The following is a 26,449-nucleotide window of genomic DNA, read 5'->3' as shown; positions in this document are numbered from 1 at the left end:
CACGCTGGCGGCGCAGCAATCGGGCATTGCCGCCCTGCAGGAAGAGGTGGCGCAGGCCAGTGCAGAGCTGCGCCAGCCTGCCGCGCGCTGCGCCGGGAAAGCGCTGGACCTGTCGCAGGTGCGGGCGCTGCTGGACGGGCCGCACTGTGTGGTCGACGGCTGCCGACGAGGCGTGTGGAACGCCGGGCGCTGGCAATCGCTGGCGCGCCGTCCGCTGCTGTTTGCGCTGCTGCGTGCGCTGGGTACGGCATGGCCAGAGGCCGCGCCACGCGATGCGCTCATCGCCTCGCTGTTCCGCACCCGACACGGAGATGACACCCACCGCGTACGCCTGCGGGTGGAGATCGGGCGGCTGCGGAAGCTGCTGCCCGAAGATGCGACCGTGGCGAGCACGAGCGACGGCTACCGGCTGGAGGTGGCTGAAGACAGGCGCGTGGCGGTGCTTGACCCCCCGTTTGACGATGCATCCGCTACGGTGGCAGCACTGCTGGCCGACGGCGCCGCCTGGTCCAGCTCGGCGCTGGCGTTGGCGCTGGGCATCAGCCAGCGTGGCGTGCAGCGGGCACTGGCCGACCTGCAGGCGCAGGGGCGTGTGCGCGCCACCGGGCAGGGGCGCACGCAACGCTGGCGGGCGATGCCGCTGGCGGGATTCACGACGATCTTGTTACTCCCCAGGCTGCTGCCAGGGGACTAGTGTCCGCAGCAGGCCCCCATTCCGGGGGACCAGGAGCGATGCCATGAACCGTGCCACTACCCCCGCCACCACCGTGCATGACGCTGAAGTGCTTCGCCAGTACGGCCCCTTCGATGGTGCTGACGCCATCCACGGCGTGAGCTTCGACGGTCAACAGGTGTGGGCCGCCACCGGCCCGGCGCTGGTGGCCTTCGACCCGGCCAGTGGTACCCCGGTGCGTTCGCTGGCGGTGCCCTGCGACGCCGGTACCGCCTTCGATGGCACCCACCTGTACCAGATCGCCGAAGCCCGCATCGACAAGATCGACCCGCACAGCGGCCAGGTGCTGGCCTCCATCCCCGCGCCGGGCGGCGGCACGGATTCCGGCATGGCCTGGGCCGAAGGCTATCTGTGGGTGGGGCAGTATCGCGAGCGCCGCATCCACCAGGTCGAACCGTCCACCGGCAAGGTGCTGCGCACCATCGAGTCCGACCGCTTCGTCACCGGCGTCACCTGGGTGGATGGCGAGCTCTGGCACGGCACCGACGACGGCGAACGCAGCGACATCCGTCGCATCGACCCGGCCAGTGGCGCGGTGCTGGAGCGACTGGTGATGCCGGACGGCATGCACGTCAGCGGCCTGGAGTCGGACGGCGCGCAGCTGTTCTATGCCGGTGGCGGGCGCAGCGGCAAGGTCCGTGCGGTGCGTCGCCCGGACGCTTAACGTGACGCATTCGCATTTGGGCGGTACCATGCGGCATGTCTTCCAATGCCTCGACCCTGACCGAACTGCTGATCCGCGAACGGCCGGCGCTGCTGCGCCTGGTGCAGCGGATCCTCGGCGGTGACGGCAGTGCCGAAGACGTGATCCAGTCGGTGTGGTTCAAGGCGCGCGGGGTCGGCAACGACCTCTGCATCGACAACCCGCGTGCCTATCTGTACCGGCTGGCCAGCAACCTGGCCACCGATCACGGCCGCGAGCGCACCCGCCGCGCGCGGCTGCTGGCCGAGCAGCATCTGTGGGGGCCCGATGAAGTGCTCTCCACCGAAGAGCAGGCCATGGCCCAGGACGAACTGCAGCGGGTGCTGGCGGCGGCCGAGCATCTGCCCGAACCCACCCGCACCATTTTCCGTCTCAACCGCCTGCAGGGCCTGACCCAGGCGGAGATCGCGCGTCGGCAGGGGGTGTCGGTCACCACCGTCGAGAACCATGTGCGTGCCGCGCTGCAGCGGCTGGCCTGGGCGCGGCAAGGGCGCTGAGCCGATGTCCCCTTGGGGAAAGCGCCGGCGCAATCGTCATGAGACGAGAGCCCGCGTGCCGGCTACCATGCCGGACTGCGACTGACACCGCCGCCCCTGCCAGCCATGCGCCCGCCTGAACCGACACCCGCACCGCCGCTTGCCTCCGACCCGCCTGCCGAACAGGCGCGGGCCTGGATCGCGTGGCTGGCGTCGGGTGCGGTGGACGCGCCGCGGATGGAAGACTTCGAACGCTGGCTGGCGGTACCCGGACACCGGCGTGCGTTTGAGTACGAACGCCAGTTATGGCGCGTGCTGGGGCCACCTGCTGCGGAAGACACCAGCGCCCGCCCACCCGCGGGCCGTCGTCGCGCCCGCTGGGCGATGGCCGCCGCAGCCGCGCTGGCGCTGTTGTGGGTGTCACCGGAAGCGTGGTTGCGCCTGCGCGCCGACCACCGCACCGACACCGCGATCGCCACGGTGGCGTTGCCCGATGGCAGTGCGGCCGTGCTGGACGCCGATTCGGCCATTGCCGTGGACTACAGCGACAGCCAGCGCGCCGTGCGCCTGCTGCGCGGGCGGGTCTGGTTCAAGGTGGCTCCCGGACATCCGCAACCGTTCCGTGTGCTGGCCCAGGGCGGCGTGGTGGAAGACATCTCCACTGCGTTCGCGGTCACCACGGGGGCCGACGGCGTACAGGCCGAAGTGGAGCAGGGCCAGGTCAGGGTGGCCGCGCAGACCGACGCGGGGTGGACCTATCTGCTGGCCGGACAGCGTGCCGGCTTTACCCGCGGCGGCGTGGTGCAGCGCCAGCCCGATCTTGCACCGGACCGCATCGCCGCCTGGCGCGAGGGCGAACTGTTGCTCGATGCCACGCCGGTGGCCGATGCGGTAACGCAGATTGCACGCTACCGCGACGGGGCGACCTTTGTGCAGGGCGATCTTTCCGCCTTGCCTGCGGTGAACGCCGCGCTGCGCGTGGACCAGCCCGAGCAGGCGCTGGACGCGCTGGCCGCGACGGCCGGACTGCAGTTGACCCGCTTACCGCTGGGCACGGTGATCGTGCGCGTGGCCGCGCCGGCTGAAAAACCGGCGCAGTGAGCCCATTGCGCGCATCGGGCGCGATTCCTCTTGGGGAACCGCTACCGTCGTGCGTCTTACCTCCCGAACGTACCCGCCGCCGCCACGTACTTCGCAGCGCCCGCCCTTCCTGCGGGAATGCCGCCTGAGCGGCTTGTCTCACTTACAGGTTTCAACATGTCTTTTGTTTCCCGCCGGGGCCTGCGTCCGTCCCGACTCTGCAGTGCGTTGCTTGCCGCCGGCTTGATCACCACCGTCGCGTACCCGGCCCTGGCGCAGTCGTCTGACGCATCCGCGTTGACCGCCACCTACCGCTTCGATATTCCCGCCCAACCGCTGGCCGACGCGCTGCGCAGCTACATGCGCCAGTCCGGTGTGCAGGTGGCGTACCCGGCCGCGCTGGCCAATGGCATCACCTCGAACCCGGTCAACGCCGAGCTGGATGCGCAGTCGGCGCTGGCGCAGTTGCTGCTGGGCAGCGGCCTGGCCCCGCGCACCGTCGGCGCAGGCGCGATCACGCTGGAACGCGCACCGCAGGCCACGCGCACAGACGGCGTGACCGTGACCCAGCCGCTGCGCGTGGCCGGTGACACCCTGCCCACCGGCAGGGCGCTGGACACCGCGCGCACGCTGGACACCTATCGCGCCACCGGTTCCAGCGTATATGTGCCGCGTGCCACCATCGAGCGCTTCCGTGGCACCTCCACCGCCGACATCGTCAAGGGCGTGGTCGGCGTGACCGCCGGTGATCCGCGCACCGCCAACGCGCTGGATCTGAACATCCGCGGCATCCAGGGTCAGAGCCGCATTCCGGTGATCATCGACGGTGGCCAGTCCACCATGGACACTTACCGTGGCTACGCCGGGCAGTCGCAGCGCACCTATCTGGACCCGGACCTGATCAGCAGCTTCACCGTTACCAAGGGCCCCAGCCTGGGCGCGAATGCCTCTGGCGGCATTGGCGGCGTGGTGGAAATGGATACGCTGAAACTGGACGACGTGGTGCGCGAAGGCCAGGACAGCGGCCTGCGCGTGCGCAGCGGCATCTCCAGCGGCAGCGCGCGCGATCTGCCCGCGTATGAAGGCGAGCCGGGCACCAACCGCAACAGCCTCGGCGGCCAGTTCTTCAACATCGCCGGTGCGAAGCACTGGGACAGTTTCGACCTGGTGGCGGCCTACGCCTGGCGCGACACCGGCAATTACTACGCCGGCAAGCACGGCTATGACGACTTCCCGCAGACCCGGCGCACGCTGGCCCCGCTGAATCCGCCGAACACTGAAGTCTTCAACACCTCGTCCAAGTCCAACTCGGTGCTGCTGAAAGGCACCTGGCGCATCGATGATGCGCAGACCCTGGAGATGGGCTATCGCAACTACAGCGGCCGCCAGGGCGAGATCATGGCCTCGCAGATCATCCGCGTGAACCGCGACCGCGTGCCGCAGTGGGAGCCGGGCAGCGTGGACCTGGACGCCTACAACCTGCGCTACCGCTTCGCGCCGGGCAACGATGCCGTCGATCTGAAGGCCAACCTCTGGTACACCAATGCCGACAGCCTGATGTACAACGGCCTGACCGGCATTACCCCGTGGTACTTCGACCGCCGCACCGAGTGGTACGACGGCCCGACCTTCAATGAAAACCCGGGCTACAAGGACGCGTACCGCAACAGCATGAACCAGGAGCGGTTCGGCCTGGACGTGTCCAACACCACGCTGCTGCTGACCGACGCTGCCGGGTTGTTCACCTTCGACTATGGCCTGTCTTTCAGCAATGAGGACGTGGGCCCGGGCAAGAACGCACCGATCATGTTTGACGACCTGATCAACAACCGCTTCCTGCGCAATGCCCAGCGCAAGGAATACAGCGCGGTGGCCTCGATGCGCTGGCAGCCGGATGACCACTGGGACGTGCTGGTGGATGGCCGCTTCAACCGGGTCAGCATTCACGACCGCAACCGTCTGGCCACGGTGACCGAGGAATCGGTGATCGGCCAGTACCGCTACACCCAGCTGCTCAACGGCAACCCGGCGCTGCCGGCATGGCGCGCCAAGCGCATTGCCATGCTCAACTGGTACCCGGATGCGAACGGGCAGTTCACCGAAGCCTCGCTGCTGGCCTCGCCCTATGAAAAGGGCACCGTGGCTGACATTGCCGGCTGGAACTTCCACGACAACCCGGATACCGAAGACCTGATCGTGCCGACTGCGTGGAGCTGGTCGCAGCCGATCAAGCGCACCGACAACGCCTTCATGCCGACCGCCAGCGTGACCTATCGCTTCAACGAGGACACGATGGTGTACGTGAAGTACGCCGAAGGTGTGAAGCTGCCCAGCCTGTTTGAGAGCACGCTGGGCCTGTTCACCGCGGCCAAGCCGGTGGACGGGGAGCTCAAACCCGAACGCGCCGCCACCTGGGAAGTGGGGGCGAGTACTGTGCTGCACGGGCTGTTCGCTGACGGCGACCATGCCGCGTTCAAGCTGGCGTATTTCAACACCCGTATCGATGACCTGATCACCCGCGATTACCGCACGCTGTCGGCCGGGTACATCCGCAACATCGACCGCTTCAAAGTGTCGGGGCTGGAGTTCCAGAGCACCTACGATGCCGGCAAGGTGTTTGCCGATCTGTCAGGCCACTACTACTTCGAGGCCAAGACCTGCGCGCCGGATATTGCCGCCGAGCGCCGCGCCTATGGTGTGCAGCGGAAGATCGCCGAGCTGGCGGCGACCCCGGACTGCGTGGACGGTGGTTTTGAAGGGTCGTACAGCAACACCCAGAACCCGCCGAAGTACACGGTGAACTTCACCCTGGGCTCGCGGTTGTTCGATGAACGGTTGAGCTTTGGTACCCGCGTGGTGCACAACGCCGGTCCGATCAGCAAGCTGGACAAGGAGTGGAATGTCGGGTTGTCGGCGATCCAGCAGTTGTATCAGCCGGCCACGATTGTGGATGTGTTTGCGAGCTGGCAGGCCAGTCAGAAGCTGGCGCTGGACTTCAACGTGGACAACCTGACGGATCGGTACTACCTGGATCCGCTGGCGCTGGGCGTGATGCCGGCCCCGGGGCGGGTGATGCGGTTGGCGTTGACGTACCGGTATTGATTGGCCCGTATGTGTGGGATACGTAGTGACGGGCCATGCCCGTCATTACGCGGTGTGTCCCGGGGATGACGGGCATGGCCCGTCACTACGTGATGTGTCCCGTAGAGCCGGGCTTGCCCGGCTGGGCAGGTGATGCATCTGTTTCAGCCGGGCAAGCCCGGCTCTACGGATAGCACGCACCCCGGCACGTCAACGCCGGATGCCACGCATCAACGCGCCATCGCATCCGCGTGCAATGCCTCATTGAGCTCATCCACAATGATCGCCCAGTCCGCATCCGACTTCAGCTGCTCGGACAGGAACTGACGCTGGCCGTCGTTCCAGAACGGGGCCTCGGCCACCGCCACGTCGGCCGGCAGCTGGTGCTTGAGAATGAACGCGGCAATGCCGTCCTTGCTCGCATCCAGCCCGAGCTGCTCGAACAGGGTGGTCATGCGGGATTCTGTGGTGTCCATATGGATGTCCTCGTGGGGCGGTCAGGCTGGCATTATCGACAACAGCAGGTGAGGATGGCATCGCCGGAATGGGGGAGCCGCCCGCTGTGCTGCAATCGGCTTGGGGGTCGCGGCCCCTCGTACGTCCTAACCCAGGTAATGCCCACTCAGAATTGAACCGCATGCTTGCTTTCGACTCCCCCGACGCCACCCGCAGCCAGCGCCTCAAGGCCGCCACCCGTGACAGCCATGGCGCACTGGATGCGCGCATCATGGCCGGCGACATCTTCGCCAGCCGCGACCATTTCGCACGTTTCCTGCGCGTGCAGTACCGCTTCCATCGCGACGTGGACGCGCTGTATGCCAGCACCGCCCTTGATGCGCTGCTGCCCGACCTGGCCGAACGTCGCCGTTTGAACCAGGTCGCCCAGGACCTGCAGGACCTCGAACAGACCCTGCCGGCGTCGCTGCCGGCACCGTTGCCGGCCGACCTGCCGCTGGCCGCCGCGCTGGGCTGGCTGTACGTGGCCGAGGGCTCCAACCTGGGCGGTACCGTGCTGTACAAGATGGCGGCTAAACTGGGGCTGGATGCCGACTTCGGTGCCCGTCATCTCGCCGCACATCCGGACGGGGCCGCGCGCCACTGGCGCGCGTTCACCGCGGCGCTGGACAGCGTGGCGCTGACCGCCGAACAGGAGCAGCAGGTGATCGACGCCGCCGACGCCGCCTTCCGCAGCGTGCATGGGCACGTCGAACAGGAATTCGGGCGATGAGGAAAAAGGGCCGCTGATGCGTTGGATGTGGTTCGCACTGGGCTGGGTGATGGTGGCGCTGGGCGTCATCGGCGCGCTGTTGCCGGTGATGCCAACCACCATCTTCCTGATTCTGGCGGTGGGCTGCTTCGCACGCAGTTCGCCGAAGTTCGAACGCAGGCTGCTGGAGCACCCGAAATATGGCCCGTCGCTGCGCGCCTGGCGCGAGCAGGGCGCGGTGAGCCGCAAAGGCAAGGCCTTTGCGGCGGGCGGCATGGCGTTCGGGTTCGTGATGTTCTGCTGGGGCGCGCGGCCGTCGTGGCCGCTGTTGCTGGGTGTGGGGGCGTTTTTCCTGGCCAGTGCGATTTACGTCTTATCGCGCCCCACACCCGTGCCGTAATCCCTACAACAACGGCACCATCAACAACGCCACGATGTTGATGATCTTGATCAACGGATTGATCGCCGGCCCAGCGGTGTCCTTGTACGGATCACCGACCGTATCGCCGGTCACGGCCGCCTTGTGCGCCTCGCTGCCCTTGCCGCCAAAGTGTCCATCCTCGATGTACTTCTTGGCATTGTCCCAGGCTCCGCCGCCGGTGGTCATCGAAATGGCCACGAACAGCCCGGTGACGATGGTGCCGATCAGCAGCCCGCCCAGCGCACGCGGCCCCAGCAGCAGGCCCACCACCACCGGTACGGCCACCGGCAGCAACGAGGGCACGATCATCTCGCGGATCGCCGAGCGGGTCAGCATGTCCACTGCACGGTCGTACTGCGGCTTGCCGGTGCCCTGCATGATGCCGGCGATCTCGCGGAACTGGCGGCGCACTTCCTCCACCACCGCACCGGCCGCACGGCCGACCGCCTCCATCGCCATCGCGCCGAACAGGTAGGGGATCAGGCCGCCGATCAGCAGGCCGATGATTACCGTGTGGTCGGACAGGTCGAAGGTGAACACCTCGCCCGGGTGCGCGGCCTGCAGGTTGTGCGTGTAGTCGGCGAACAGCACCAGCGCCGCCAGTGCCGCCGAGCCGATCGCATAACCCTTGGTCACCGCCTTGGTGGTGTTGCCGACCGCATCCAGGGGGTCGGTGATATCGCGGATTTCCGACGGCAGTTCCGCCATCTCGGCAATGCCACCGGCGTTGTCGGTGATCGGGCCGTAGGCATCCAGCGCCACGATCATGCCGGCCATCGACAGCATCGACGTGGCGGCAATCGCGATGCCGTACAAACCACCGTGCAGATGCGCCAGCCAGATCGCCACGCACACCGCGATCACCGGCAGGGCCGTGGATTTCATTGACACGCCGAGCCCGGCAATGATGTTGGTGCCATGCCCGGTGGTGGATGCCTGGGCCACGTGCTGCACCGGCTTGTACTGGGTGCCGGTGTAGTACTCGGTGATCCACACGATCAACCCGGTCAGGACCAGACCGATCAGCGCGCAGATGTACAGGTTGAACGACCCGTGTGCGTTGTCCGGCATCAGCTGCTGGGTGATCGGGTAGAACGCAATCGCGGCCAGCACGCCGGACACGATCACGCCCTTGTACAGCGCGCCCATGATCGAGCCGCCGGGCTTCACCTTGACGAACAGCGCGCCGATGATCGAGGCGATGATCGACACCCCGCCCAGCACCAGCGGGTACAGGATCGCGTTGCGTCCGGCTTCGGCCAGCATCAGGCTGCCCAGCAGCATGGTGGCGATGACGGTGACGGCGTAGGTTTCAAACAGGTCGGCCGCCATGCCGGCGCAGTCGCCCACATTGTCGCCCACATTGTCGGCGATCACCGCCGGATTACGCGGGTCGTCCTCGGGAATGCCGGCTTCGACCTTGCCGACCAGATCCGCGCCGACGTCGGCCCCCTTGGTGAAGATGCCGCCGCCCAGCCGCGCGAAGATCGAGATCAGCGAGGAGCCGAACGCCAGTCCCACCAACGCGTGCAGGGCCTGGTCCTGGGCCAGCCCCAAACGCAGCAGCAGCGCGTAGTAGCCAGCCACGCCCAACAGACCCAGGCCAACCACCAGCATGCCGGTGATCGCACCGCCACGGAACGCCACGTCCATCGCCGCGCTGAGGCCGTTGCGGGCGGCTTCGGCGGTGCGTACGTTGGCGCGCACCGACACGTTCATGCCGATGTAGCCGGCCGCACCGGACAGCACTGCGCCGATCGCAAAACCGATCGCCGTGTACCAGCTGAGAAAGACGCCGACCAGCACGAACAGCACCGCGCCGGCGATGCCGATGGTCAGGTATTGACGGTTGAGGTAGGCGCGCGCGCCTTCCTGGATGGCGGCGGCGATTTCCTGCATGCGGGCATTGCCGGCGGGTTGCCGCAGGATCCAGCGCGCTGAAATGATGCCGAAGAGAATCGCGAGAATGGCGCAGAGCAGCGCCAGAGAAAGCCCATAACGTTCCAGCATGTCCCCTCCCGGGTGATGGATTGGCATCCAGCGGATGGACGAACCTCACCACGTAAAGGGCACAACGGGCTGCAACGAGGGACCAACCCGATCAGACCGTGCCCGGTCCTCCTGCGTGTGGCTTTGTTCAGCAATCCTGGTGCAACGGCAGTATGTAGTGCCGGCCGCTGGCCGGCAACCTCATGAACCCGGAAGGACGTGCCTGGTTGCCGGCCAGCGGCCGGCACTACCACGCTGCGTTCATCCATCCAATGCCAGCCTCCCAGCACCCCACACGGAGACTCGTCCATGTCCCCACGCCATCTCCTTCTGCTCGCGCTGCTGCCGGCATTCGCCGCCACTGCTGCGGAAACGCCGGAAATCAACCGCCCCACCGGCGCGCCGCAGGCCAACGGTGCCACCCACACCCTGCGTCAGATTCCCGAAGCCTGTGCGCGTCTGGAAGGCACCTTCAGTGGCGATGCCGCCCAGCCGTATCGCTTCAACGTGGTGCGCACCAGCGAACAATGCCAGCCGCGCTCGCGCTTCGTCGACTTTGACAAGGCGCAACCCAGCGCCGCCAAGGGCTGGAAGCTCAATGATGTGATCCGCGTGCCCAGCGCGGCCTGCCCCTCGCAGCAGGCGGTGGTCAGCGTGTGGCGGCTGCCGATGGACAAGAAGCCGGAGCTGGACGGGCAGGGCCAGTCGCGGATCTACCTGGAAGACGCAAAGAAGCAGGCCGCCGCCGGCAAAACCGCGCAGGTGCCGATGTTTGCCGCGAAGGCTGAGGTGCAGGGGAAGGCCTGTATGTAATCCGTAGAGCCACGCCCTGCGTGGCTGCTCTCCGTTCCGGCGTCATGAACGCCTGACACCTGTCTTCGTCAGGCACCAAACGTCGGACGGCGAATCGCCTCGCCGGCACCCGTGTCTCCGGACGCTTGCGCCGCGCTGCGCGCGGATACCACGCATGGCGTGGTAACCACACGAATTGTTCCGTGCGCAGGGCGATCTGCGCGGATGCCAGCAAAGGATCGCCAAACCTCCGTAGGGACACGCCATGCGTGTCCACGGGACGCTTCAACGCCCGTTACGCATCAAATGCCGGCAATTTCTTCTTTACCGCCACATTCTTCAGCGTCACGTACTTTGGCAACCCATCTGCCCCATACGGCAACGGCGCTTCACCCTTGATCAACGGCGACAGATACGCGCGCGCCTTCTCGGTGATGCCAAACCCATCACGGCGAATGAACCCGGCCGGCATCTTCTTCTCATGGTTGGCCACCTTGTGCAGCGGTGCCGGTTCGATCTTCCAGCGGTACGGTTTGTCGCTGCTGCGCACGATCACCGGCATCACCGCATTCTGGCCCTTCAATGCGTACTGCACGGCCGCCTTGCCCACCGCCTGGGCCTGTTCCCAGTCGGTCTTCGACGCGATGTGCCGCGCCGAACGCTGCAGGTAGTCCGGCAGGGTCCAGTGCACCTTGTAGCCAAGCGCATCCTTCACCCGCCCGGCCAGCAGCGAGGCCACGCCGCCCAGCTGCGAATGCCCGAACGCGTCTTTGCCGCCGCCCGCATCGGCGACGAAGGTGCCATCGGCGGTCTGGATCCCTTCCGACGCCACCACCACGCAATGGCCCACGCGCTCCACCACCTGCTTCACCTTGGCCAGGAAGGCGGCCTCGTCGTAGGCGCGCTCCGGCAGCAGGATGATGTGCGGGGCGTCATCAGGACCTTCGCCGGCCAGCCCAGCCGCGGCGGCCAGCCAGCCCGCGTGCCGGCCCATGGCCTCGTAGACGAACACCTTGGTCGAGGTTTCCGCCATCGCCGCCACGTCCAGCGCGGCCTCGCGCACGGACACGGCGGTGTATTTGGCCGCCGAACCGAAGCCCGGGCAGGTGTCGGTCACCGCCAGGTCGTTGTCGATGGTCTTGGGCACGCCGATGCAGGTCAGGTCGTAGTTGAACGCCTTGGCCAGCTGCGACACTTTCCATGCGGTGTCGGCCGAATCGTTGCCGCCGTTATAGAGGAACCAGCGCACGTCATGCGCCTGCAGCACCGCCAGCAGGCGCTCGTAGCGGGCCCGGTCGGCGTCCAGCGACTTCAGTTTGTAGCGGCAGGAGCCAAATGCCCCGCCCGGGGTGTGGGCCAGCGCGGCAATCGCCGCCGCCGACTCCTTCGAGGTGTCGATCAGCTCTTCGCGCAGCGCGCCCAGAATGCCGTTGCGCGCGGCCAAGACCTTGATTCCCTTGGCTCTGGCGGTGCTGATCACCGCCGAGGCGGTGGCGTTGATGACGGCGGTGACGCCGCCTGACTGGGCGTACAGCAGGGTGCCTTTGGACATGGTGCGACCTTGGTCGGGGGAGGAGGACATTGCAGGGACATTTCCCGGATGAGGTAAAGTGCGTGTATTGCGGTGCAGCGTGAACGTGGGCTTTCCCACGGCGCGCTTACCCTTCCTTTTTTACCAAGTTGGAGTCAGGTTGATGCGATTGGTTCTGTTGGGACCGCCCGGTTCGGGCAAGGGGACACAGGCGACGCGCCTGAAGGACAAGCTGGGCCTGGCCCATATTTCCACCGGCGACATGCTGCGCGCGGAAATTTCGGCGGGTTCGGAACTGGGCAAGCAGGCCAAGGCCGTGATGGACGCGGGTAATCTCGTTTCCGACGAGATTCTGCTGGGCATGCTGGAATCGCGCCTGTCCCAGGCCGATGTGGCCAATGGCTTCATTCTCGACGGTTACCCGCGCAACGTGGCCCAGGCCAATGCGCTGGACGCCCTGCTGGCCAAGATCGGCCAGCCGCTGGATGCCGTGGTGCAGCTGGATGTGGCCACCGACCTGCTGGTGCAGCGCATCGCCGGCCGTGCCGCCGAACAGGGCCGCGCCGATGACAATCCGGAATCGGTGCGCAACCGTCTGAACGTCTATAACGAGCAGACCGCGCCGGTGGTGGACTTCTACGCCGGTCGCGGCACGCTGGAGCGTGTGGACGGCGTGGGTGAGCTGGACGAAGTGGAAGCGCGCATTCACAAGGCCATCAAGGCTTGATGCGACGGGGCGCTGCTTCGGCAGCGCCAACGTCCTACACCTGCACGCCCAGCTCGGGGAAGAGCCGGGCGTGCGGTGTAGAACCAGCGAGCGGGCTTGCTCAGGGCCCCACAACATGAGCCCCCCTGGGGATTGGCCTCTTGGGGAGTAGGACCGATGGGGGTATTGCGGCTGGCGACGTGAATTGTGTCCGTCTTCACAGTACAGCGGTATAGGGGATTCCCTTACACGGATCAGATTTCCCCTACGCAGCCACGCAGGGCGTGGCTCTACGCCAGGACCGTGAATCTCCACCCGTAGAGCCACGCCCTGCGTGGCTGGGGCCTTCCACGGCATTCACCATCCACGCTGATGATCGGCGACAATCGGCTGATGAGCACGATTCATATCCTTGGAATTGCCGGCACCTTCATGGGCGGCGTGGCCGCGCTGGCGCGGGAACTGGGCCATACGGTCCGTGGCAGCGACCAGGCGATCTACCCGCCGATGTCCACCCAGCTCGAACAGCTGGGCATCACCCTCGACCCCGGCTACCGCGCCGACAGCGTCGGCACCGACTGCGATGAAGTGGTGATCGGCAACGCGCTTTCGCGCGGCAACCCGGCCGTGGAAGCCGTTCTGGACGCCGGCCAGCGCTACATTTCCGGGGCGCAGTGGCTGGCCGAGCAGGTGCTGCCGGGCCGCGACACCCTGGCCGTGGCCGGCACCCACGGCAAGACCACCACCACCACCATCCTGACCTGGCTGCTGCAGGCCGCCGGCCGCGAGCCGGGCTTTCTGATCGGCGGCGTCGCCGAGGACTTCGGCGTGTCCGCCCGGGCGGGGCAGGGCCGGGAGTTCGTGGTCGAGGCCGACGAGTACGACACCGCCTTCTTCGACAAGCGCAGCAAGTTCGTGCACTACCGGCCGCTGGTGGCCATCCTGAACAACCTGGAATACGACCACGCCGACATCTTTCCGGACGTGGCCGCGATCCAGCGCCAGTTCCACCACCTGGTGCGCACGGTGCCGGCGCGTGGCCGCCTGATCGTCAACGGCGAGGATGCCTATCTGGCCGAGGTGCTGGCGATGGGCTGCTGGACCCCGGTGGAGCGTTTCGGCTTCGACCCGGCGCTGGAGTGGCACGCCGAACTGGTGCATGCCGACGGCAGCGCCTTCATCGTCCACCACCGTGGCGTGGCCGTGGGCCAGGTGAACTGGCCGCTGCTGGGCCGGCACAATGTGCTCAACGGGCTGGCCGCACTGGCCGCCGCGCATGCGGTGGGCGTGGATCCGGTCACCGTGATCCCCGCGCTGGCGCAGTTCCGCAGCGTGAAGCGCCGCCTGGAAGTGATCGGCGACGCCGGCGACATCACCGTGTACGACGACTTCGCGCACCATCCCACCGCCATCCGCACGACGCTGGAAGGGCTGCGGGCCAAGGTCGGTGCAGCCCGCATCGTGGTGGCGATGGAGCCGCGCAGCAATTCCATGCGCCTGGGCGCACACGCCGACGCGCTGGCTCCGTCGCTGGACGGGGCCGATGCGGTGGTGTTCCTGCACCGGCCCGAACTGGCCTGGGATGCCGCCAAGGTCATCGGTGCCGTGCAGGGCGAGGCCCATGCAGTGCCGGACACGGATGCGCTGCTGACGCAGCTGGGCGCTATCGCCCGACCGGGTGACCATGTGGTGTTCATGTCCAACGGTGGCTTCGACGGCGCGCCGCGCCGCTTCCTGGCCCAGCTGCAGCAGGGCTGAGACGTATGAGCGAGATCACCACGCTGCCCTTGTTTCCGCTGCACTCGGTGTTGCTGCCCGGTGCGTCGTTGACCCTGCGGGTGTTCGAGCCGCGTTACCTGGACATGGTGCGCGAATGCAGCCGCAATGGCACCGGCTTCGGCATCTGCCTGATCCTGCAGGGCGAGGAAGTCGGCGCTCCGGCGACGCCGGCCGCACACGGTGTGGAAGCGCGCATCGTGGATTTCGATGTGGGTCCGGACGGCATTCTGGTGCTGACCCTGCGCGGCTATGAGCGCTTCCACGTGGAGCAGGTGCGCGTACGCGACAACGGGCTGATCGTGGCCGATGTGCAATGGGCCGAACCGGACAGCGACGACGAGCTGCGGCCCGAGCACGCGCTGCTGTCCACCGTGCTGGAACACATCATCGAGCAGGCCGGTAATCCGTATGCGCCCAAGGTGCCGATGCTGCTTGACCAGGCCGCCTGGGTCGGCTGGAAGCTGGCCGAGCTGATGCCGCTGGAGGAATCGCAGCGGCTGCAGTTACTGCAGCGCGATGATCCGCATCAGCGGTTGGATGACCTTCTGGGCTGGATTCCGTAACCCATCAATCGGTGCGCACGCGCAACACCGGCGTCTTCGATTCCGGATGCTGCTCAACCGCATGCGGCAATCCGTCCACCGCCTCACGCACCGCATTCAACGACGGATCAATGCCGCGCATCGGGTGCCACATGCCGATCAGGCTGAAGTGCTGCTCGTAGCGCAGCGTCTGCGCGCTGCCCAGCCACAGCGGCTGTTGCCCCGGCATCAATACCGCCTGCGCCGGCCACAGCCGCAGCGCATAGATTTCCTCCGGCGCATTGCCGGCCCGGATCATCAGCAGCGATTCCACCTTGGTGTCCAGCGTGGCCGGCAGCACCGGCACTTCTTCCGGCGTGGCGGACTTGTCCAGCATCAACAGCGCCTGTTCCCAGCCCGCCTGCGACTGCACATGCCAGCCCTGTGCCTCCAGGTGCTCGCGCAGCGGGTCCAACGGCCCGGCCACCTGCACGTCCAGCGGCCAGCGCTGGTCGTCATCGAATTCATTACGGCGCGCTGGCTGGTCGCGCCAGCCACCGTCCCACCAGGCCTGCGCTGTTGACGTTCGCGGGGCCGGTTCGGCCGGTTCAAAGCGTTCCAGCTTCACCGGAATGTTGCGCGGCCCGTACCACAACGCCGTCACCGCGAAGGTGCCATAGAACAGCCACGACACCGGCTTGACCCAGAACGAGCGGTTGAAGCGGCGGCGGTAGGCGATGCCCAGCACCAGCAGCCAGAAGATGCCGAACAGCATGCCGCCGATCACGTCGCTGAGCCAATGCGCGCCCAGATAGATGCGGGCGAAGCCGATCAGGCTGACGATGATGCCCGACAGCAGGTACGGCCATACCCGCGTGCGACCGGGCAGCTCGCGCCCGATCAGCACCGCGAAGAAGCCGAAGGTGATGGTGGCCATGGTCACCGAAACCGACGGGAAGCCGAAGCCGCTGCTGGCATTTGGCGGGCGCACCACGTCCACGGTGGTGCCCAGCAGCTCGGTCAGCGCGTAGCCGAAGGCCAGCGCCGCCAGCCAATGTCCGGCGGCCATCCAGCGCCGCCGCCAGATCAGATACGCCATGCCGGCAGCAGTGGCGGGCATCAGCACCTGCCATGCGCCCAGCGAGGCCAGCGCCGCCATCGGGTAGTCGGCCAGCGGGTTGCGCAGCGCCAGCATCGCCTCGTGCACCGCCAGGTCCAGCGCCAGCGGCTCACCGTGCGCCACCACCACCATCATCAGCGCGAACCAGCACCAGCCCAGCAAAAGCAGCATCAGCGCCAGCATCGCCAGCGGTACCGACTCGCGTCGGCTCGGGTCGAACACCGCCACCGAATAGCGGCCCAGGGTAGGGTGGCGCTGGTACCAGCGCAGCAGTCCCGCCAGCCACGAATCCATGCGCGCGGCCGACCAGCGGTAGCCGTACAGCACGATCGCCCAGACCACGCCCAGCACCACGCCGACCAGCGCCAGCACCATCACCAGCCGGCCGGCCACCGCCGCCACCGCGTCATAGGCTTCGCCCAGCACCCAGCCCGGGGCCAGGAACAGCAGCGCCCAGCTGATCGCGGCAATGCTGCTGGCCTGCAGGTAGCGCGGCACCGGCATCTTCATCATGCCGGCAATGGCGGGCACGAACGGGCGGATTGCACCCACGTAGCGGGCCACCAGGATGCTCTTGAAGGCATTGCGGCGGAACATGATTTCGCCGCGGTCCAGCAGCTGCGGATAGCGGCTGAACGGCCAGATGCCGCGCAGCCGGTCGCCCCAGCGGCGGCCGATCCAGTAACTCAACGCATCGCCGGCCAGTGCCCCCAGCGCGGTGCAGGCCACCGCATACGGGCCGGAGATCTGGCCCAGGCCGATCAGCACGCCCACCGCGAACAGCAACGGCAGCGCCGGCACGATCGCGCCCAGAATGATGACCGCATCGCAGAAGGCGATGAGGAAGACGACCGCGCCGGCAAGCACGGGGTGAGCTGCGATCCACGCAAGCGTGGCATCGATCCATGAAGAGTCCATCGGCGGATTATAGGGGGCCAACACTGACTGGCTGCCACCGGTGTGTTCCGAAACGACGTCATCTGCCGGCAATGAACGTGAACCGCCTAGAATGGCGGCATGACGTCAACGCCGCCCACCGCCCCGCACGCCCTCAAGGCCGACAGCTTCGGCCGCATCCTGCTGATCGAGCAGGACGGCCAGCGCTTCGTGCGCCGCGACCTCGGGGCCACACCCTGGTGGCTGCGCCTGCCCGCCTGGTGGCTGGCCCGCCGCGAAGCCCGCGCGCTGGCCCATCTGAACGGCATGCCCGACACCCCCCGGCTGCTGGCCTGGGACGGCCGCTGGCTGGACCGCAGCTTCATGGAAGGCGACGCCATGTACCAGCGGCCCCCACGCCGCGACTTGGCCTACTTCCGCGCCGCCCGCCGGCTGCTGCAGCAGGTGCACCGCCACGGCATCGCCCACAACGACCTGGCCAAGGAAGCCAACTGGCTGGTCCGCGAAGACGGCCGCCCGGCACTGATCGACTTCCAGCTCGCCGTGATCGGCAACCCCCGCTCACGCTGGATGCGCCTGCTCGCCCGCGAAGACCTGCGCCACCTGCTCAAGCACAAGCGGATGTATTGCCGTGAGTACCTGACACCCGTGGAGAAGCGCCTGCTGAAGCGCCATTCGTGGGTGCGTGACGTGTGGTTCCGCACCGGCAAGCCGGTGTACCGGTTCGTCACCCGCAAGATCCTGCACTGGGAAGACAACGAAGGGCAGGGGCCGAAGCCCTGAGTGAGCATCCTGTTCGGTGCCGGTGCCGGTGCCGGTGCCGGTGCGTGACGCTTGATGCGCGATTCGCGGTGTGCGGTGCCTGGTGTGAACGGGCACGGGGACCGCACGGGATCCTGGGCGGGGACTTGGATGTGGGATCGGATGGGGTCTTGGATGGGGTCTTGGATGGGGGGCGGTAGGGTCGCACGACAGTCGACCGCCGATAACGGCTATCACACCGTTAGGGCATGAACCAGAACGAAGGCGCGCTTGAGGATTCAAACAAATCAATCGGCCGCGATGAAGGCATAGATTTCGTCGCGGTCCTGTATCGCCTCTGGCGTCCAGAACAGCTACCTCACTCGGAGGCTTCAAGCCGGCGGCGTGTTGCTGCCCGCTTGGCTGCAAACCTTGCTTTTACTTCGGTCGCTGGTATCAGATTGCCGGCGTTGGCCGAATCCAGTCCGAACTGTACTTGGCGACGGAACCCGTCGTCATGCGCGGCGGCCTCCTTCTGTTGTTGCATGAACTCGCGCATCATGACGCTTCTCCTATGTGTTGCATGATAAGTCCACTGTAGCGCAGGGCTCCGGGTGTCGCGTCACTCCATTCCACCGAGAATGACCTCGGAAATGTCGTGAATGTCGTGTTTCGTCGGCAAGCAGCGCAGCATCGGGATTTGTCGGATTCATGCACGTAGCGCGCATAATCCAGTTCTACATTCGCTCTTCGGCCCCTGATATGACGACCCTGCAAGGTAAAATCCTGTTCATCACCGGTGCCTCGCGTGGCATCGGCCTGGCCATCGCCCTGCGCGCCGCGCGCGAAGGGGCCAACGTGGCCATCGCGGCCAAGTCGTCGGTCCCGAACCCCAAGCTCCCCGGCACCATCCACAGCGCTGCCGAAGCCGTGAACGCCGTCGGCGGGCAGGGGCTGGCCCTGAAATGCGATATCCGCGAAGAAGACCAGGTGCACGCCGCAGTCGCCGCCACCGTGGACACCTTTGGCGGCATCGACATCCTGGTCAACAACGCCAGCGCGATCTGGCTGCGCGGCACGCTGGATACGCCGATGAAGCGCTTCGACCTGATGCAGCAGGTCAACTCACGCGGCAGCTTCCTGTGCGCACGGGCCTGCCTGCCGCACCTGCTGCAGGCGGCCAACCCGCACATTCTCACCCTGGCCCCGCCGCCCAGCCTCAATCCGAAGTGGTGGGGGCCGCATACCGGTTACACCCTGGCCAAGATGGGCATGAGCTTTGTCACCCTTGGCTTGGCCGCCGAGTTCGGCCCGCAGGGCGTGGCGGTGAATGCGCTGTGGCCGCGCACGGTGATCGCCACCGATGCGATCAACATGATTCCGGGCGTGGACGCGGCCGGTTGCCGTACGCCGCAGATCATGGCGGATGCTGCGTATGCGGTACTGACCCGCGAAGCGGCTGGCTTCCACGGCAACTTCCTGCTGGACGATGAAGTGCTGGCCGAAGCCGGCGTCACCGATCTCAGCGGCTATGCGGTGGACCCGTCGCGGCCGCTGCTGCCGGATCTGTTCCTGGACTGACCCATGGGGCCCATCCGCGCCACGTTGCTGGTCACGCTGCTGATCGCGCTGGGCGTGTGGAGCTGCTACTTCCTGCCGGGTTGGGTGGGCTTGCTGGCCGGCGCTGTGCTACTGCTTTGCGCGCTCATTGCTACTCTTGCCGTCCTGTTCGGACGAGGAGAACGGGGTAGGGCGACTCGGCTTTGGAAAGAGTTCTGCGATTTTCTCTACGGGCTCTGAGCTCCCAGCCACGCAGGGCGTGGCTCTACGTCGCATCACGTCCGCGGGGCATTCGGGCGTCGTGCATTCTGATGAAACGGCGATCCCAAGGCCTCCACCTGCTAGAATCCGCTCTCTGGAAACGTTTTCAACACGGAGAGGTTGGATGAAGCACGCAGTACGCACGGCCACGATGGCCGTTTCGATCGCCCTGGCCCTGAGCGCCTGCGGCAACAAGTCGGCCGATCCGGCCAAGGCCGAGGCGGCGGCCGCCAGCGAACAGCTGGACGCGCAGGAAGCGCTTACCGTCAAGCTCAATGACTACATTGATTGCTACAACGCCATTGATGCGGATCAGCATCGGGGTATCGACACCTACACTGGCTGGATGAAGGACCCGGAAGCGGGCCCGACCGGCAAGGAACAGCGCGGTTACGGTCCACGCCCGGTGGACACCTATGGGCTGAAGAAGTGCGATGAGGCGGTGACCCGCGCGCTGGCCGCCGACCCGAAATTGCCGGCGCTGGATGCCGCAGCCAAGGACTACCTGGCCCAGCTGCATGCGTTGGAGCCGTTGGCCAAAGAGGCTCACGACTATTACAGCCGCGAGGATTTCGAAGACGACAACTTCGGCAAGGGCAAGCAGATGCATGCCCCACTGATGGCCGCATGGGGGGCATTTGCAGCTTCCAGCGAAACCTTCAGCGAAGAGCTGGAAAAGCAGAACGACCAGGCCCAGCGTGAACAGCTGGCGGCGCTGGAGAAGGCCGAAGGGCGCACGATGGAGTTCTATCGTCTGTCGATGATGCTGGAAGCCAAGTCGCTGGTCGATTTCATGAGCGAGGACACCTTCGACGTCGCGGAAGGCGAGAAGCGCGTGGCCGCGTTCAATGCGCTGTCCGACGAGGCGCACGCCAAGGTCAAGCCGGAGCAGAACAACGCCGGTTGGAGCACGTTCGAGATGTCGGCCGAAACGTTCCGTCGCCAGGCCAAGGAACGTGTGGCCCGCGTGCGCGACAAGAAGCCGTACAGCAAGCTGGAGATCCATTGGATGGACAATCCGACGCTGGCACCTGGCGGTTCGCCGAGCAAGTTGTTGAACACCTACAACGACCTGGTTCAGCGCAGCAACCAGCTGTAAAGGGTTTAAAAGCGCGGCGGAAAACCATCCGCCGCGCTGTTACCAGCGCCATCGTCCTGCGCACGTAGCAATTCGTAGGTACCACGCCATGCGTGGTACCCGCGCGCAGCGCGGCACAAGCGTCCGAACGCGATGCAATACGGTGCCTGGATGTGGCCGACGTTTAGACGCGGCCGAAGACGCGCATCAGGCGTTCATGACGTCGGAACGAAGAACGGACACGCATGGCGTGTCCCTACGCGGGTGCCCGTAATGACGCGCCATGTGCGTCAATCATTAAACGCGTCCGCCGGCCGGTCGGACGCGGGGCCTTACGCTGCCGCCGGCATCTGCCGGATCGGGTCTGAATGCACCTCGGTGAAATGCATCTGGTGAATCACGCCATCCGGTCCGTTCGGCATGACCGCATCCACGCGATCACGCGGGCCCACCAGGGCGACGGTGAGCAGGCCGCGACCGGCTTCGACGATCAGACGATCGCCCACGTCCATACCCATGTCACGCAGCCACGTGCCATGCAGGATGATGAAAGGAACCGGGTGGTGGTTGAGCATCGGCGGCTGCAGCACGCTGTTGCAGCACTGGCAGCGTTGATACAGCGGTTGGACTGCAGAGGTGTGGGCACTACGGTGCGGCCTGTTGGCCTTGCGCTTGCTCATGCTAAGTCTCCAGCATCGGGGAATGCCCCTCGCCGGTTAGGCGAGGGGGTCGGGAGGTTAGCAACCGCTCGTTGATTAGACGGTGTGGCATATTTCCCCCTCACGAGGGTGTTGTATTAACCACCCTCCCGACTAAGGGACGCACAAAAATTTACTATCAACGAGCGGGTTGCTACACCCGGAGCGGACAATGCGCTGATCGCCTTCGAATGGATAGAGCCATTTCCGACGTGTTTTCGCTGTCATGCGGTTTCACAGGCGGAATGACGCTTTCAGCCCGGGATTTTTGAGACTTGGTACGCAGAATGGGCGTTTGGGAATCTGGGATTGCACAGATTCCTATGCCATGCGTTTTTCTGGTCGATGACGCAAAATGCCAATCGCAGCCGCGCCGGGCGCGCGCCCGACGAACAGCGCAATCGTCCTGCGCACGTAGCAATTCGTAGTGACGCGCCATGCGCGTCAACCGCGCAACGCGCGGCGCAAGCATCCGAAGGCGGTGCAACACGGTGCCCGTGCGCGGCCGACGTTTAGAGCCAGCCGAAGACGTGCATCAGACGTTCATGACCCCGGAACGAAGAGCGGACGGGCATGGCCCGTCCCCACAGGTGGTGGCCGAGCCCGTCCACACACGCCTCCCCACGCGGGAACTCATTGATTGAACACCTCAGGCAGCTTCTCCCCACACCCCCGGCAATGCCGCGCATCCGCCTCATGCCCCTCCAGCCCGCAATGCGGACACCCGCGCGCATCACGCCGCGACGCCCGCTCGGCATCGCGCATGGTGTTGGCCAGCTCAGCGGTATAGATCCCGGTAGGCACGGCAATAATGCTGTAACCGATCAGAATCAAAACAGAAGTAACAAACCGCCCCAGCACCGTCTGCGGCACGATGTCGCCGAAGCCCACCGTGGCCATGGTCACCACCGCCCAGTACATCGCACTGGGAATGCTGGTGAAGCCATGATTCGGCCCCTCGATCACGTACATCATGGTGCCAGCGATGATCGTGATGGTGATCACCGTAAACAGGAACAGCAGGATCTTGCGCCGGCTGCGCCACAGCGACTCCATCAGCACGCCGCTTTCTTCGATGTAGCGGGTCAGCTTGAGAATGCGGAACACGCGCAGGATGCGCAGCGCGCGCACCACCAGCAGGCTCTGTGCGCCGGGGATGAACAGCGACAGGTAGGTGGGCAGGATCGAGGCCAGGTCGATGATGCCCCAGATGCTGAACGCATAGCGCAGGGGCCGCTTCACCACCACCAGCCGCAGCACGTACTCGGCGGTGAACAGGATCGTGAAGCCCCATTCGACCACGTACAGCCAGCTGGCGTGGGCCTCATGGAAGCGCTGCACGCTGTCGAACATGACCACCAGCACGCTGGCGATGATGGCGTAGACCAGCAGCAGGTCGAAATTGCGCGAGGGCCGGGTGTCGTGGCGGTAGATGATGTCAAACCAGGTCCGGCGCCAGCCGGAGTCGGTTGCGGGGTTGAGCTGGGGGGCACTGAAAGGTCGCATGCGGCGCATTGTGCCCCAGCCGGGGTAGGGGGAGAATGAGACCTTTCCCGGAACCCTTGACCGCCATGACCGCCGCTGCCACCGACCCGCTTCTGTCCCTGTCGCACTACTACCTGCCGGTGTACAAGCCGCGCCAGGTGGTGCTGGAACGCGGCCAGGGCGCGCGCGTATGGGACAACCACGGCCGCGAGTTCATCGACCTGGCCGCCGGCATCGCCGTGTGTGGCCTGGGCCACAACGACCCGGACCTGAAGGCCGCCCTGATCGAGCAGGCCGGCAAGCTGTGGCACACCAGCAACGTGTTCTACAGCGAGCCGCCGCTGCGCCTGGCCGAAGAGCTGGTCACCGCCTCGCGCTTCGCCGAGCGGGTGTTCCTGTGCAATTCCGGCGCGGAAGCCAATGAAGTGGCGATCAAGCTGGTGCGCAAGTGGGCCTCCTCGCAGGGCCGCCCCGCCGACAAGCGGGTCATCGTGACCTTCCGCGGCAGCTTCCACGGCCGCACCCTGGCCGCGGTGACCGCCACCGCCCAGCCGAAGTACCAGGAAGGCTACGAGCCGCTGCCCGGTGGCTTCCGCTATGTGGACTTCAACGACGAAGTGCAGCTGGAAACGGCGATGGCTGCCGGCGACGTGGCTGCGGTGATGCTGGAGCCGATCCAGGGCGAGGGCGGCGTGATGCCGGCCAAGTCCGGTTTCCTGCAGCGCGTGCGCGAGCTGTGCGACCAGCACAACGCGCTGGTGGTGCTGGATGAGATCCAGGCCGGCATGGGCCGCACCGGTACCCTGTTCGCGCATTGGCAGGACGGCATCAAGCCGGACATCGTGACCCTGGCCAAGGCGCTGGGCGGCGGTTTCCCGATCGGCGCGATGCTGGCCGGCCCGAAGGTGGCCGAGGCCATGCAGTTCGGCGCGCATGGCACCACCTTTGGCGGCAACCCGCTGGCCGCTGCCGTGGCCCGGGTCGCGCTGCGCAAGCTGTCCTCGCCGGAAATCGCGCACAACGTGGGCCGGCAGTCGCAGGCGCTGCGCGAGGGGCTGGGGAAGATCAATGACGAGTTCAAGGTGTTCAGCCAGGTGCGCGGTCGCGGCCTGATGCTGGGCGCGGTGCTGGACAAGGATTTCGCCGGGCAGGCGGGGCCGATTCTGGATCACGCCGCCGAGCATGGGCTGTTGACGTTGCAGGCTGGGCCGGACGTGCTTCGGTTCGTGCCTTCGTTGAACATCAGCGATGAGGAAGTGGCAGAAGGGTTGAAGCGGCTGCGCGCCGCGATCCAGTCGTTCATCGCCTCGCGCTGACCGTAGAGCCGGGCTTGCCCGGCTGCTTTTGGCGCACACCTGCGACACCCCGTCGCAGGTGCCATCGCACCATGCTCTCTAGAATTCACGGTGTACCCGCAAGGAGATCACCGTGAAACTGCTCGCCCCCCTGATCCTGGCCGCACTGGCCTTCGCCCCGTCCGCCTACGCCCGCGTCTGCGCGGTCAACGTGGACAGCACCGACCAGATGACCTTCACCCAGAAGGACATCAAAGTGGCCGGCGACTGCACCCAGGTGAAGCTGACCCTGCGCCACACCGGCAAGCTGGCGGCCACCGCGATGGGGCACAACTGGGTGCTGACGAAAACGGCGGATTACCAGCCGGTAGCGATGGCGGGGATGCGGATGAAGCTGGCCGACGCGTATGTGCCGAAGGGTGATGCGCGGGTGTTGGCGCATACGGCGTTGATTGGCGGTGGGCAGAGTACGTCGGTGACGTTTTCCACGGCCAAGCTGGTGAAGGGTGGGGATTACACGTTTTTCTGTTCGTTCCCCGGGCATTTTGCGATGATGAAGGGGAAGTTCGTTTTCGGTTGAGTCCGCGAAGCCACGCAGGGCGTGGCTCTACATGGCCTCGCGGTCCATCAACCGTTCGCGGAACCCATTACCCGCGTGCCACCACAAACGCCTTGCGCGCCGCCGCAATCGTGGCATCAATCACTGCATCATCGTGCGCACTCGACAGGAACCCGGCCTCATACGCCGACGGGGCCAGGAACACCCCACGCTCCAGCATCGCGTGGAAGAACCGGTTGAACGCCGCCGTATCGCACGCCGTCGCCTGCGCATACGTCTCCACCTTCTGATCGGTGAAGAACAACCCGAACATCGCGCCCACCTGATTGGTGGTCACCGCCACGCCGGCTTCAGCCGCCGCCGCTTCCAGCCCGGCACACAGGCGTGCGGTCGCAGCCGAGAGACGCTCATGGAAGCCCGGCTCCTGCACCAGCTCCAGCATCGCCAGGCCTGCGGCCATCGCCACCGGATTGCCGCTGAGCGTACCGGCCTGGTAGATCGGGCCGGCCGGGGCAATCTGCGACAGCAGGTCGCGACGGCCGCCATAAGCCCCCACCGGCATGCCGCCGCCGATGATCTTGCCGAAGGTGGTCAGGTCCGGGGTGATGCCGTAGTGCGCCTGCGCTCCGCCGAGGGCGACGCGGAAGCCGGTCATCACTTCGTCGAAGATCAGCAGCGCGCCGTACTGGGTGCACAGCGCACGCAGGTGCTGCAGGTAGCCCTCGCGCGGCGGAATGCAGTTGGCATTGCCCACCACCGGTTCAATGATCAGGCCGGCAATGTGCTCGCCCTGCTCGGCGAACAGCGCGGTGGCGGCGTCGAAATCGTTGTAGGGCAGGGTGAGGGTGAGTTCGCTCAGCCCCGCCGGCACGCCCGGTGAGGTCGGCACGCCCAGGGTCAGCATGCCGCTGCCAGCCTTGACCAGGAACGAGTCGCCATGGCCGTGGTAGCAGCCTTCAAACTTCACGATGCGGCTGCGGCCGGTGGCACCACGCGCAAGACGGATCGCCGACAGCGTGGCCTCAGTGCCCGAATTGACCATGCGCACCATTTCGCACGACGGCACCAGCCGGGTGATGGTTTCGGCCATGGTCACTTCGGCCGCGCACGGCGCGCCGAACGACAGCCCGTTGTTGATCGCGTGCTTCACCGCCTGGCGCACCGCCGCGTGGTTGTGGCCGACGATCATCGGGCCCCAGGAACCGACGTAGTCGATGTACTGGTTGCCGTCCACGTCATACAGATAGGCACCGTCGGCGCGTTCGACGAAGAACGGTTCGCCGCCGACCGACTTGAACGCGCGCACCGGCGAATTGACCCCGCCGGGCAGCAGCGCCTGGGCGCGGGTGAACAGGGCGTGGGAGTTGTCGTGGTTCATGCGGTGGGGTCCTGGAAACGGGCAAGGCAGGCGCGCAGGGCGGCGACCGGGTCGGGGGCGGCGAAGATGCCGCTGACCACGGCGACCAGGTCGGCCCCGGCGGCGATGATCGGGCCCACATTGTCCGGGGTCAGGCCGCCAATCGCCACCCGCGGCACGCCCAGTGCGGCGCTTTGCCGCAGCAGGTCGACGCTGGCGCGGCTCTTGGTGACCTTGGTGGTGGTGGGGAAGAAGGCCCCGAAGGCCACATAGCTGGCCCCGGCGGCGGCTCCGGCGCGGGCGCGCTCGAGGCTGTCGTAGCAGGAGGTGCCGATGATGGCCTGCGCGCCGAGCAGGGCGCGGGCGGCGGCGATGTCGC

The 26,449-nt window shown here is 66.4% G+C and carries 25 protein-coding genes and 1 pseudogene; 17 read left to right on the top strand and 9 right to left on the bottom strand.

The window, feature by feature from the left end:
• The 5 genes and pseudogenes from RT551_RS17190 to RT551_RS17170 all read left to right on the top strand — a co-directional run.
• A pseudogene (locus tag RT551_RS17190) lies at positions 1-694 on the top strand (helix-turn-helix domain-containing protein); the annotation flags it as partial.
• Positions 695-737: 43 nt separating this feature from the next.
• Positions 738-1,397, top strand: a complete 660-nt coding sequence (locus RT551_RS17185) for a glutamine cyclotransferase (protein WP_313460828.1) — start codon at positions 738-740, stop codon at positions 1,395-1,397.
• Between the two features lie 35 nt (positions 1,398-1,432).
• On the top strand, positions 1,433-1,933 hold the full coding sequence (locus RT551_RS17180; RefSeq protein WP_311192488.1) for a sigma-70 family RNA polymerase sigma factor: 501 nt from the start codon (positions 1,433-1,435) through the stop codon (positions 1,931-1,933).
• 105 nt (positions 1,934-2,038) lie between these two features.
• On the top strand, positions 2,039-3,013 hold the full coding sequence (locus tag RT551_RS17175) for a FecR domain-containing protein (protein WP_313460826.1): 975 nt from the start codon (positions 2,039-2,041) through the stop codon (positions 3,011-3,013).
• 156 nt (positions 3,014-3,169) lie between these two features.
• The gene (locus RT551_RS17170; protein ID WP_313460825.1) at positions 3,170-6,094 is read left to right on the top strand and encodes a TonB-dependent receptor; all 2,925 of its coding nucleotides are present in this window, start codon (positions 3,170-3,172) and stop codon (positions 6,092-6,094) included.
• 209 nt (positions 6,095-6,303) lie between these two features.
• Here RT551_RS17170 and RT551_RS17165 read toward each other — a convergent pair whose 3' ends face one another.
• Positions 6,304-6,549, bottom strand: a complete 246-nt coding sequence (locus RT551_RS17165) for a DUF2789 domain-containing protein (RefSeq protein ID WP_311192485.1) — start codon at positions 6,547-6,549, stop codon at positions 6,304-6,306.
• Between the two features lie 161 nt (positions 6,550-6,710).
• Between RT551_RS17165 and RT551_RS17160 the strand changes: the two genes are divergently transcribed.
• On the top strand, positions 6,711-7,301 hold the full coding sequence (locus RT551_RS17160) for a biliverdin-producing heme oxygenase (RefSeq protein WP_313460823.1): 591 nt from the start codon (positions 6,711-6,713) through the stop codon (positions 7,299-7,301).
• Positions 7,302-7,317: 16 nt separating this feature from the next.
• Positions 7,318-7,680, top strand: coding sequence for a YbaN family protein (locus tag RT551_RS17155; protein ID WP_313460821.1), 363 nt, complete (start codon positions 7,318-7,320; stop codon positions 7,678-7,680).
• A 3-nt stretch (positions 7,681-7,683) separates the two neighbouring features.
• Here RT551_RS17155 and RT551_RS17150 read toward each other — a convergent pair whose 3' ends face one another.
• The gene (locus RT551_RS17150) at positions 7,684-9,711 is read right to left on the bottom strand and encodes a sodium-translocating pyrophosphatase (protein WP_313460820.1); all 2,028 of its coding nucleotides are present in this window, start codon (positions 9,709-9,711) and stop codon (positions 7,684-7,686) included.
• A gap of 288 nt (positions 9,712-9,999) precedes the next feature.
• On the opposite strand from RT551_RS17150, the gene RT551_RS17145 reads away from it, so the two are divergent.
• Positions 10,000-10,503 (top strand): hypothetical protein, encoded by a 504-nt coding sequence (locus tag RT551_RS17145; protein ID WP_313460819.1) that lies wholly within the window; start codon positions 10,000-10,002, stop codon positions 10,501-10,503.
• 274 nt (positions 10,504-10,777) lie between these two features.
• Here the strand turns inward: RT551_RS17145 and RT551_RS17140 are convergent, their stop codons facing one another.
• Positions 10,778-12,034 (bottom strand): 6-phosphofructokinase, encoded by a 1,257-nt coding sequence (locus tag RT551_RS17140; protein WP_313460829.1) that lies wholly within the window; start codon positions 12,032-12,034, stop codon positions 10,778-10,780.
• A 142-nt stretch (positions 12,035-12,176) separates the two neighbouring features.
• On the opposite strand from RT551_RS17140, the gene RT551_RS17135 reads away from it, so the two are divergent.
• The 3 genes from RT551_RS17135 to RT551_RS17125 all read left to right on the top strand — a co-directional run bounded on the left by RT551_RS17135 (position 12,177) and on the right by RT551_RS17125 (position 15,061).
• Positions 12,177-12,740 (top strand): adenylate kinase, encoded by a 564-nt coding sequence (locus tag RT551_RS17135; protein ID WP_313460818.1) that lies wholly within the window; start codon positions 12,177-12,179, stop codon positions 12,738-12,740.
• A 372-nt stretch (positions 12,741-13,112) separates the two neighbouring features.
• Complete coding sequence (gene mpl, locus RT551_RS17130) at positions 13,113-14,477, top strand: UDP-N-acetylmuramate:L-alanyl-gamma-D-glutamyl-meso-diaminopimelate ligase (protein WP_313460816.1); 1,365 nt, start codon at positions 13,113-13,115, stop codon at positions 14,475-14,477.
• A 5-nt stretch (positions 14,478-14,482) separates the two neighbouring features.
• Positions 14,483-15,061 (top strand): LON peptidase substrate-binding domain-containing protein, encoded by a 579-nt coding sequence (locus RT551_RS17125; RefSeq protein ID WP_313460815.1) that lies wholly within the window; start codon positions 14,483-14,485, stop codon positions 15,059-15,061.
• A gap of 4 nt (positions 15,062-15,065) precedes the next feature.
• Here the strand turns inward: RT551_RS17125 and RT551_RS17120 are convergent, their stop codons facing one another.
• The gene (locus RT551_RS17120) at positions 15,066-17,057 is read right to left on the bottom strand and encodes a VTT domain-containing protein (RefSeq protein ID WP_313460814.1); all 1,992 of its coding nucleotides are present in this window, start codon (positions 17,055-17,057) and stop codon (positions 15,066-15,068) included.
• A gap of 99 nt (positions 17,058-17,156) precedes the next feature.
• Between RT551_RS17120 and RT551_RS17115 the strand changes: the two genes are divergently transcribed.
• Positions 17,157-17,819 (top strand): serine/threonine-protein kinase, encoded by a 663-nt coding sequence (locus RT551_RS17115; RefSeq protein WP_313460813.1) that lies wholly within the window; start codon positions 17,157-17,159, stop codon positions 17,817-17,819.
• A 337-nt stretch (positions 17,820-18,156) separates the two neighbouring features.
• Here RT551_RS17115 and RT551_RS17110 read toward each other — a convergent pair whose 3' ends face one another.
• A complete protein-coding gene (locus tag RT551_RS17110) occupies positions 18,157-18,339 on the bottom strand; it encodes a hypothetical protein (protein WP_313460812.1) in 183 nt (60 codons plus the stop codon).
• Positions 18,340-18,539: 200 nt separating this feature from the next.
• Here RT551_RS17110 and RT551_RS17105 point away from each other — a divergent pair, with 200 nt between their 5' ends.
• The 3 genes from RT551_RS17105 (at position 18,540) to RT551_RS17095 (ending at position 20,697) form a co-directional block, all read left to right on the top strand.
• Positions 18,540-19,358 carry an NAD(P)-dependent oxidoreductase gene (locus RT551_RS17105; protein WP_313460810.1) on the top strand — a complete coding sequence of 273 codons (819 nt, stop codon included), beginning with the start codon at positions 18,540-18,542 and terminating at the stop codon, positions 19,356-19,358.
• 3 nt (positions 19,359-19,361) lie between these two features.
• Complete coding sequence (locus RT551_RS17100; protein WP_313460809.1) at positions 19,362-19,577, top strand: hypothetical protein; 216 nt, start codon at positions 19,362-19,364, stop codon at positions 19,575-19,577.
• Positions 19,578-19,722: 145 nt separating this feature from the next.
• The gene (locus RT551_RS17095; RefSeq protein ID WP_313460807.1) at positions 19,723-20,697 is read left to right on the top strand and encodes a YiiG family protein; all 975 of its coding nucleotides are present in this window, start codon (positions 19,723-19,725) and stop codon (positions 20,695-20,697) included.
• Between the two features lie 311 nt (positions 20,698-21,008).
• Here RT551_RS17095 and RT551_RS17090 read toward each other — a convergent pair whose 3' ends face one another.
• Positions 21,009-21,356, bottom strand: a complete 348-nt coding sequence (locus RT551_RS17090; protein WP_313460805.1) for a hypothetical protein — start codon at positions 21,354-21,356, stop codon at positions 21,009-21,011.
• A gap of 651 nt (positions 21,357-22,007) precedes the next feature.
• Positions 22,008-22,880, bottom strand: a complete 873-nt coding sequence (locus tag RT551_RS17085) for an ion transporter (protein WP_313460803.1) — start codon at positions 22,878-22,880, stop codon at positions 22,008-22,010.
• 65 nt (positions 22,881-22,945) lie between these two features.
• Here RT551_RS17085 and RT551_RS17080 point away from each other — a divergent pair, with 65 nt between their 5' ends.
• Together RT551_RS17080 and azu are read left to right on the top strand one after the other, a co-directional pair.
• Positions 22,946-24,175 (top strand): acetylornithine transaminase, encoded by a 1,230-nt coding sequence (locus RT551_RS17080; RefSeq protein ID WP_313460801.1) that lies wholly within the window; start codon positions 22,946-22,948, stop codon positions 24,173-24,175.
• 112 nt (positions 24,176-24,287) lie between these two features.
• A complete protein-coding gene (gene azu, locus RT551_RS17075; RefSeq protein WP_313460799.1) occupies positions 24,288-24,734 on the top strand; it encodes an azurin in 447 nt (148 codons plus the stop codon).
• Positions 24,735-24,801: 67 nt separating this feature from the next.
• Here azu and hemL read toward each other — a convergent pair whose 3' ends face one another.
• On the bottom strand, positions 24,802-26,091 hold the full coding sequence (gene hemL / locus RT551_RS17070) for a glutamate-1-semialdehyde 2,1-aminomutase (protein WP_313460797.1): 1,290 nt from the start codon (positions 26,089-26,091) through the stop codon (positions 24,802-24,804).
• A partial coding sequence (locus RT551_RS17065; protein ID WP_313460796.1) for a thiamine phosphate synthase occupies positions 26,088-26,449 on the bottom strand: 362 nt, incomplete at its 5' end. The genes RT551_RS17065 and hemL, both read right to left, overlap by 4 nt.

Origin of the sequence: Stenotrophomonas sp. (assembly GCF_032103445.1) — a bacterium.
GTDB lineage: Bacteria > Pseudomonadota > Gammaproteobacteria > Xanthomonadales > Xanthomonadaceae > Stenotrophomonas.
This window is presented reverse-complemented; position numbering and strand designations above follow the sequence as displayed.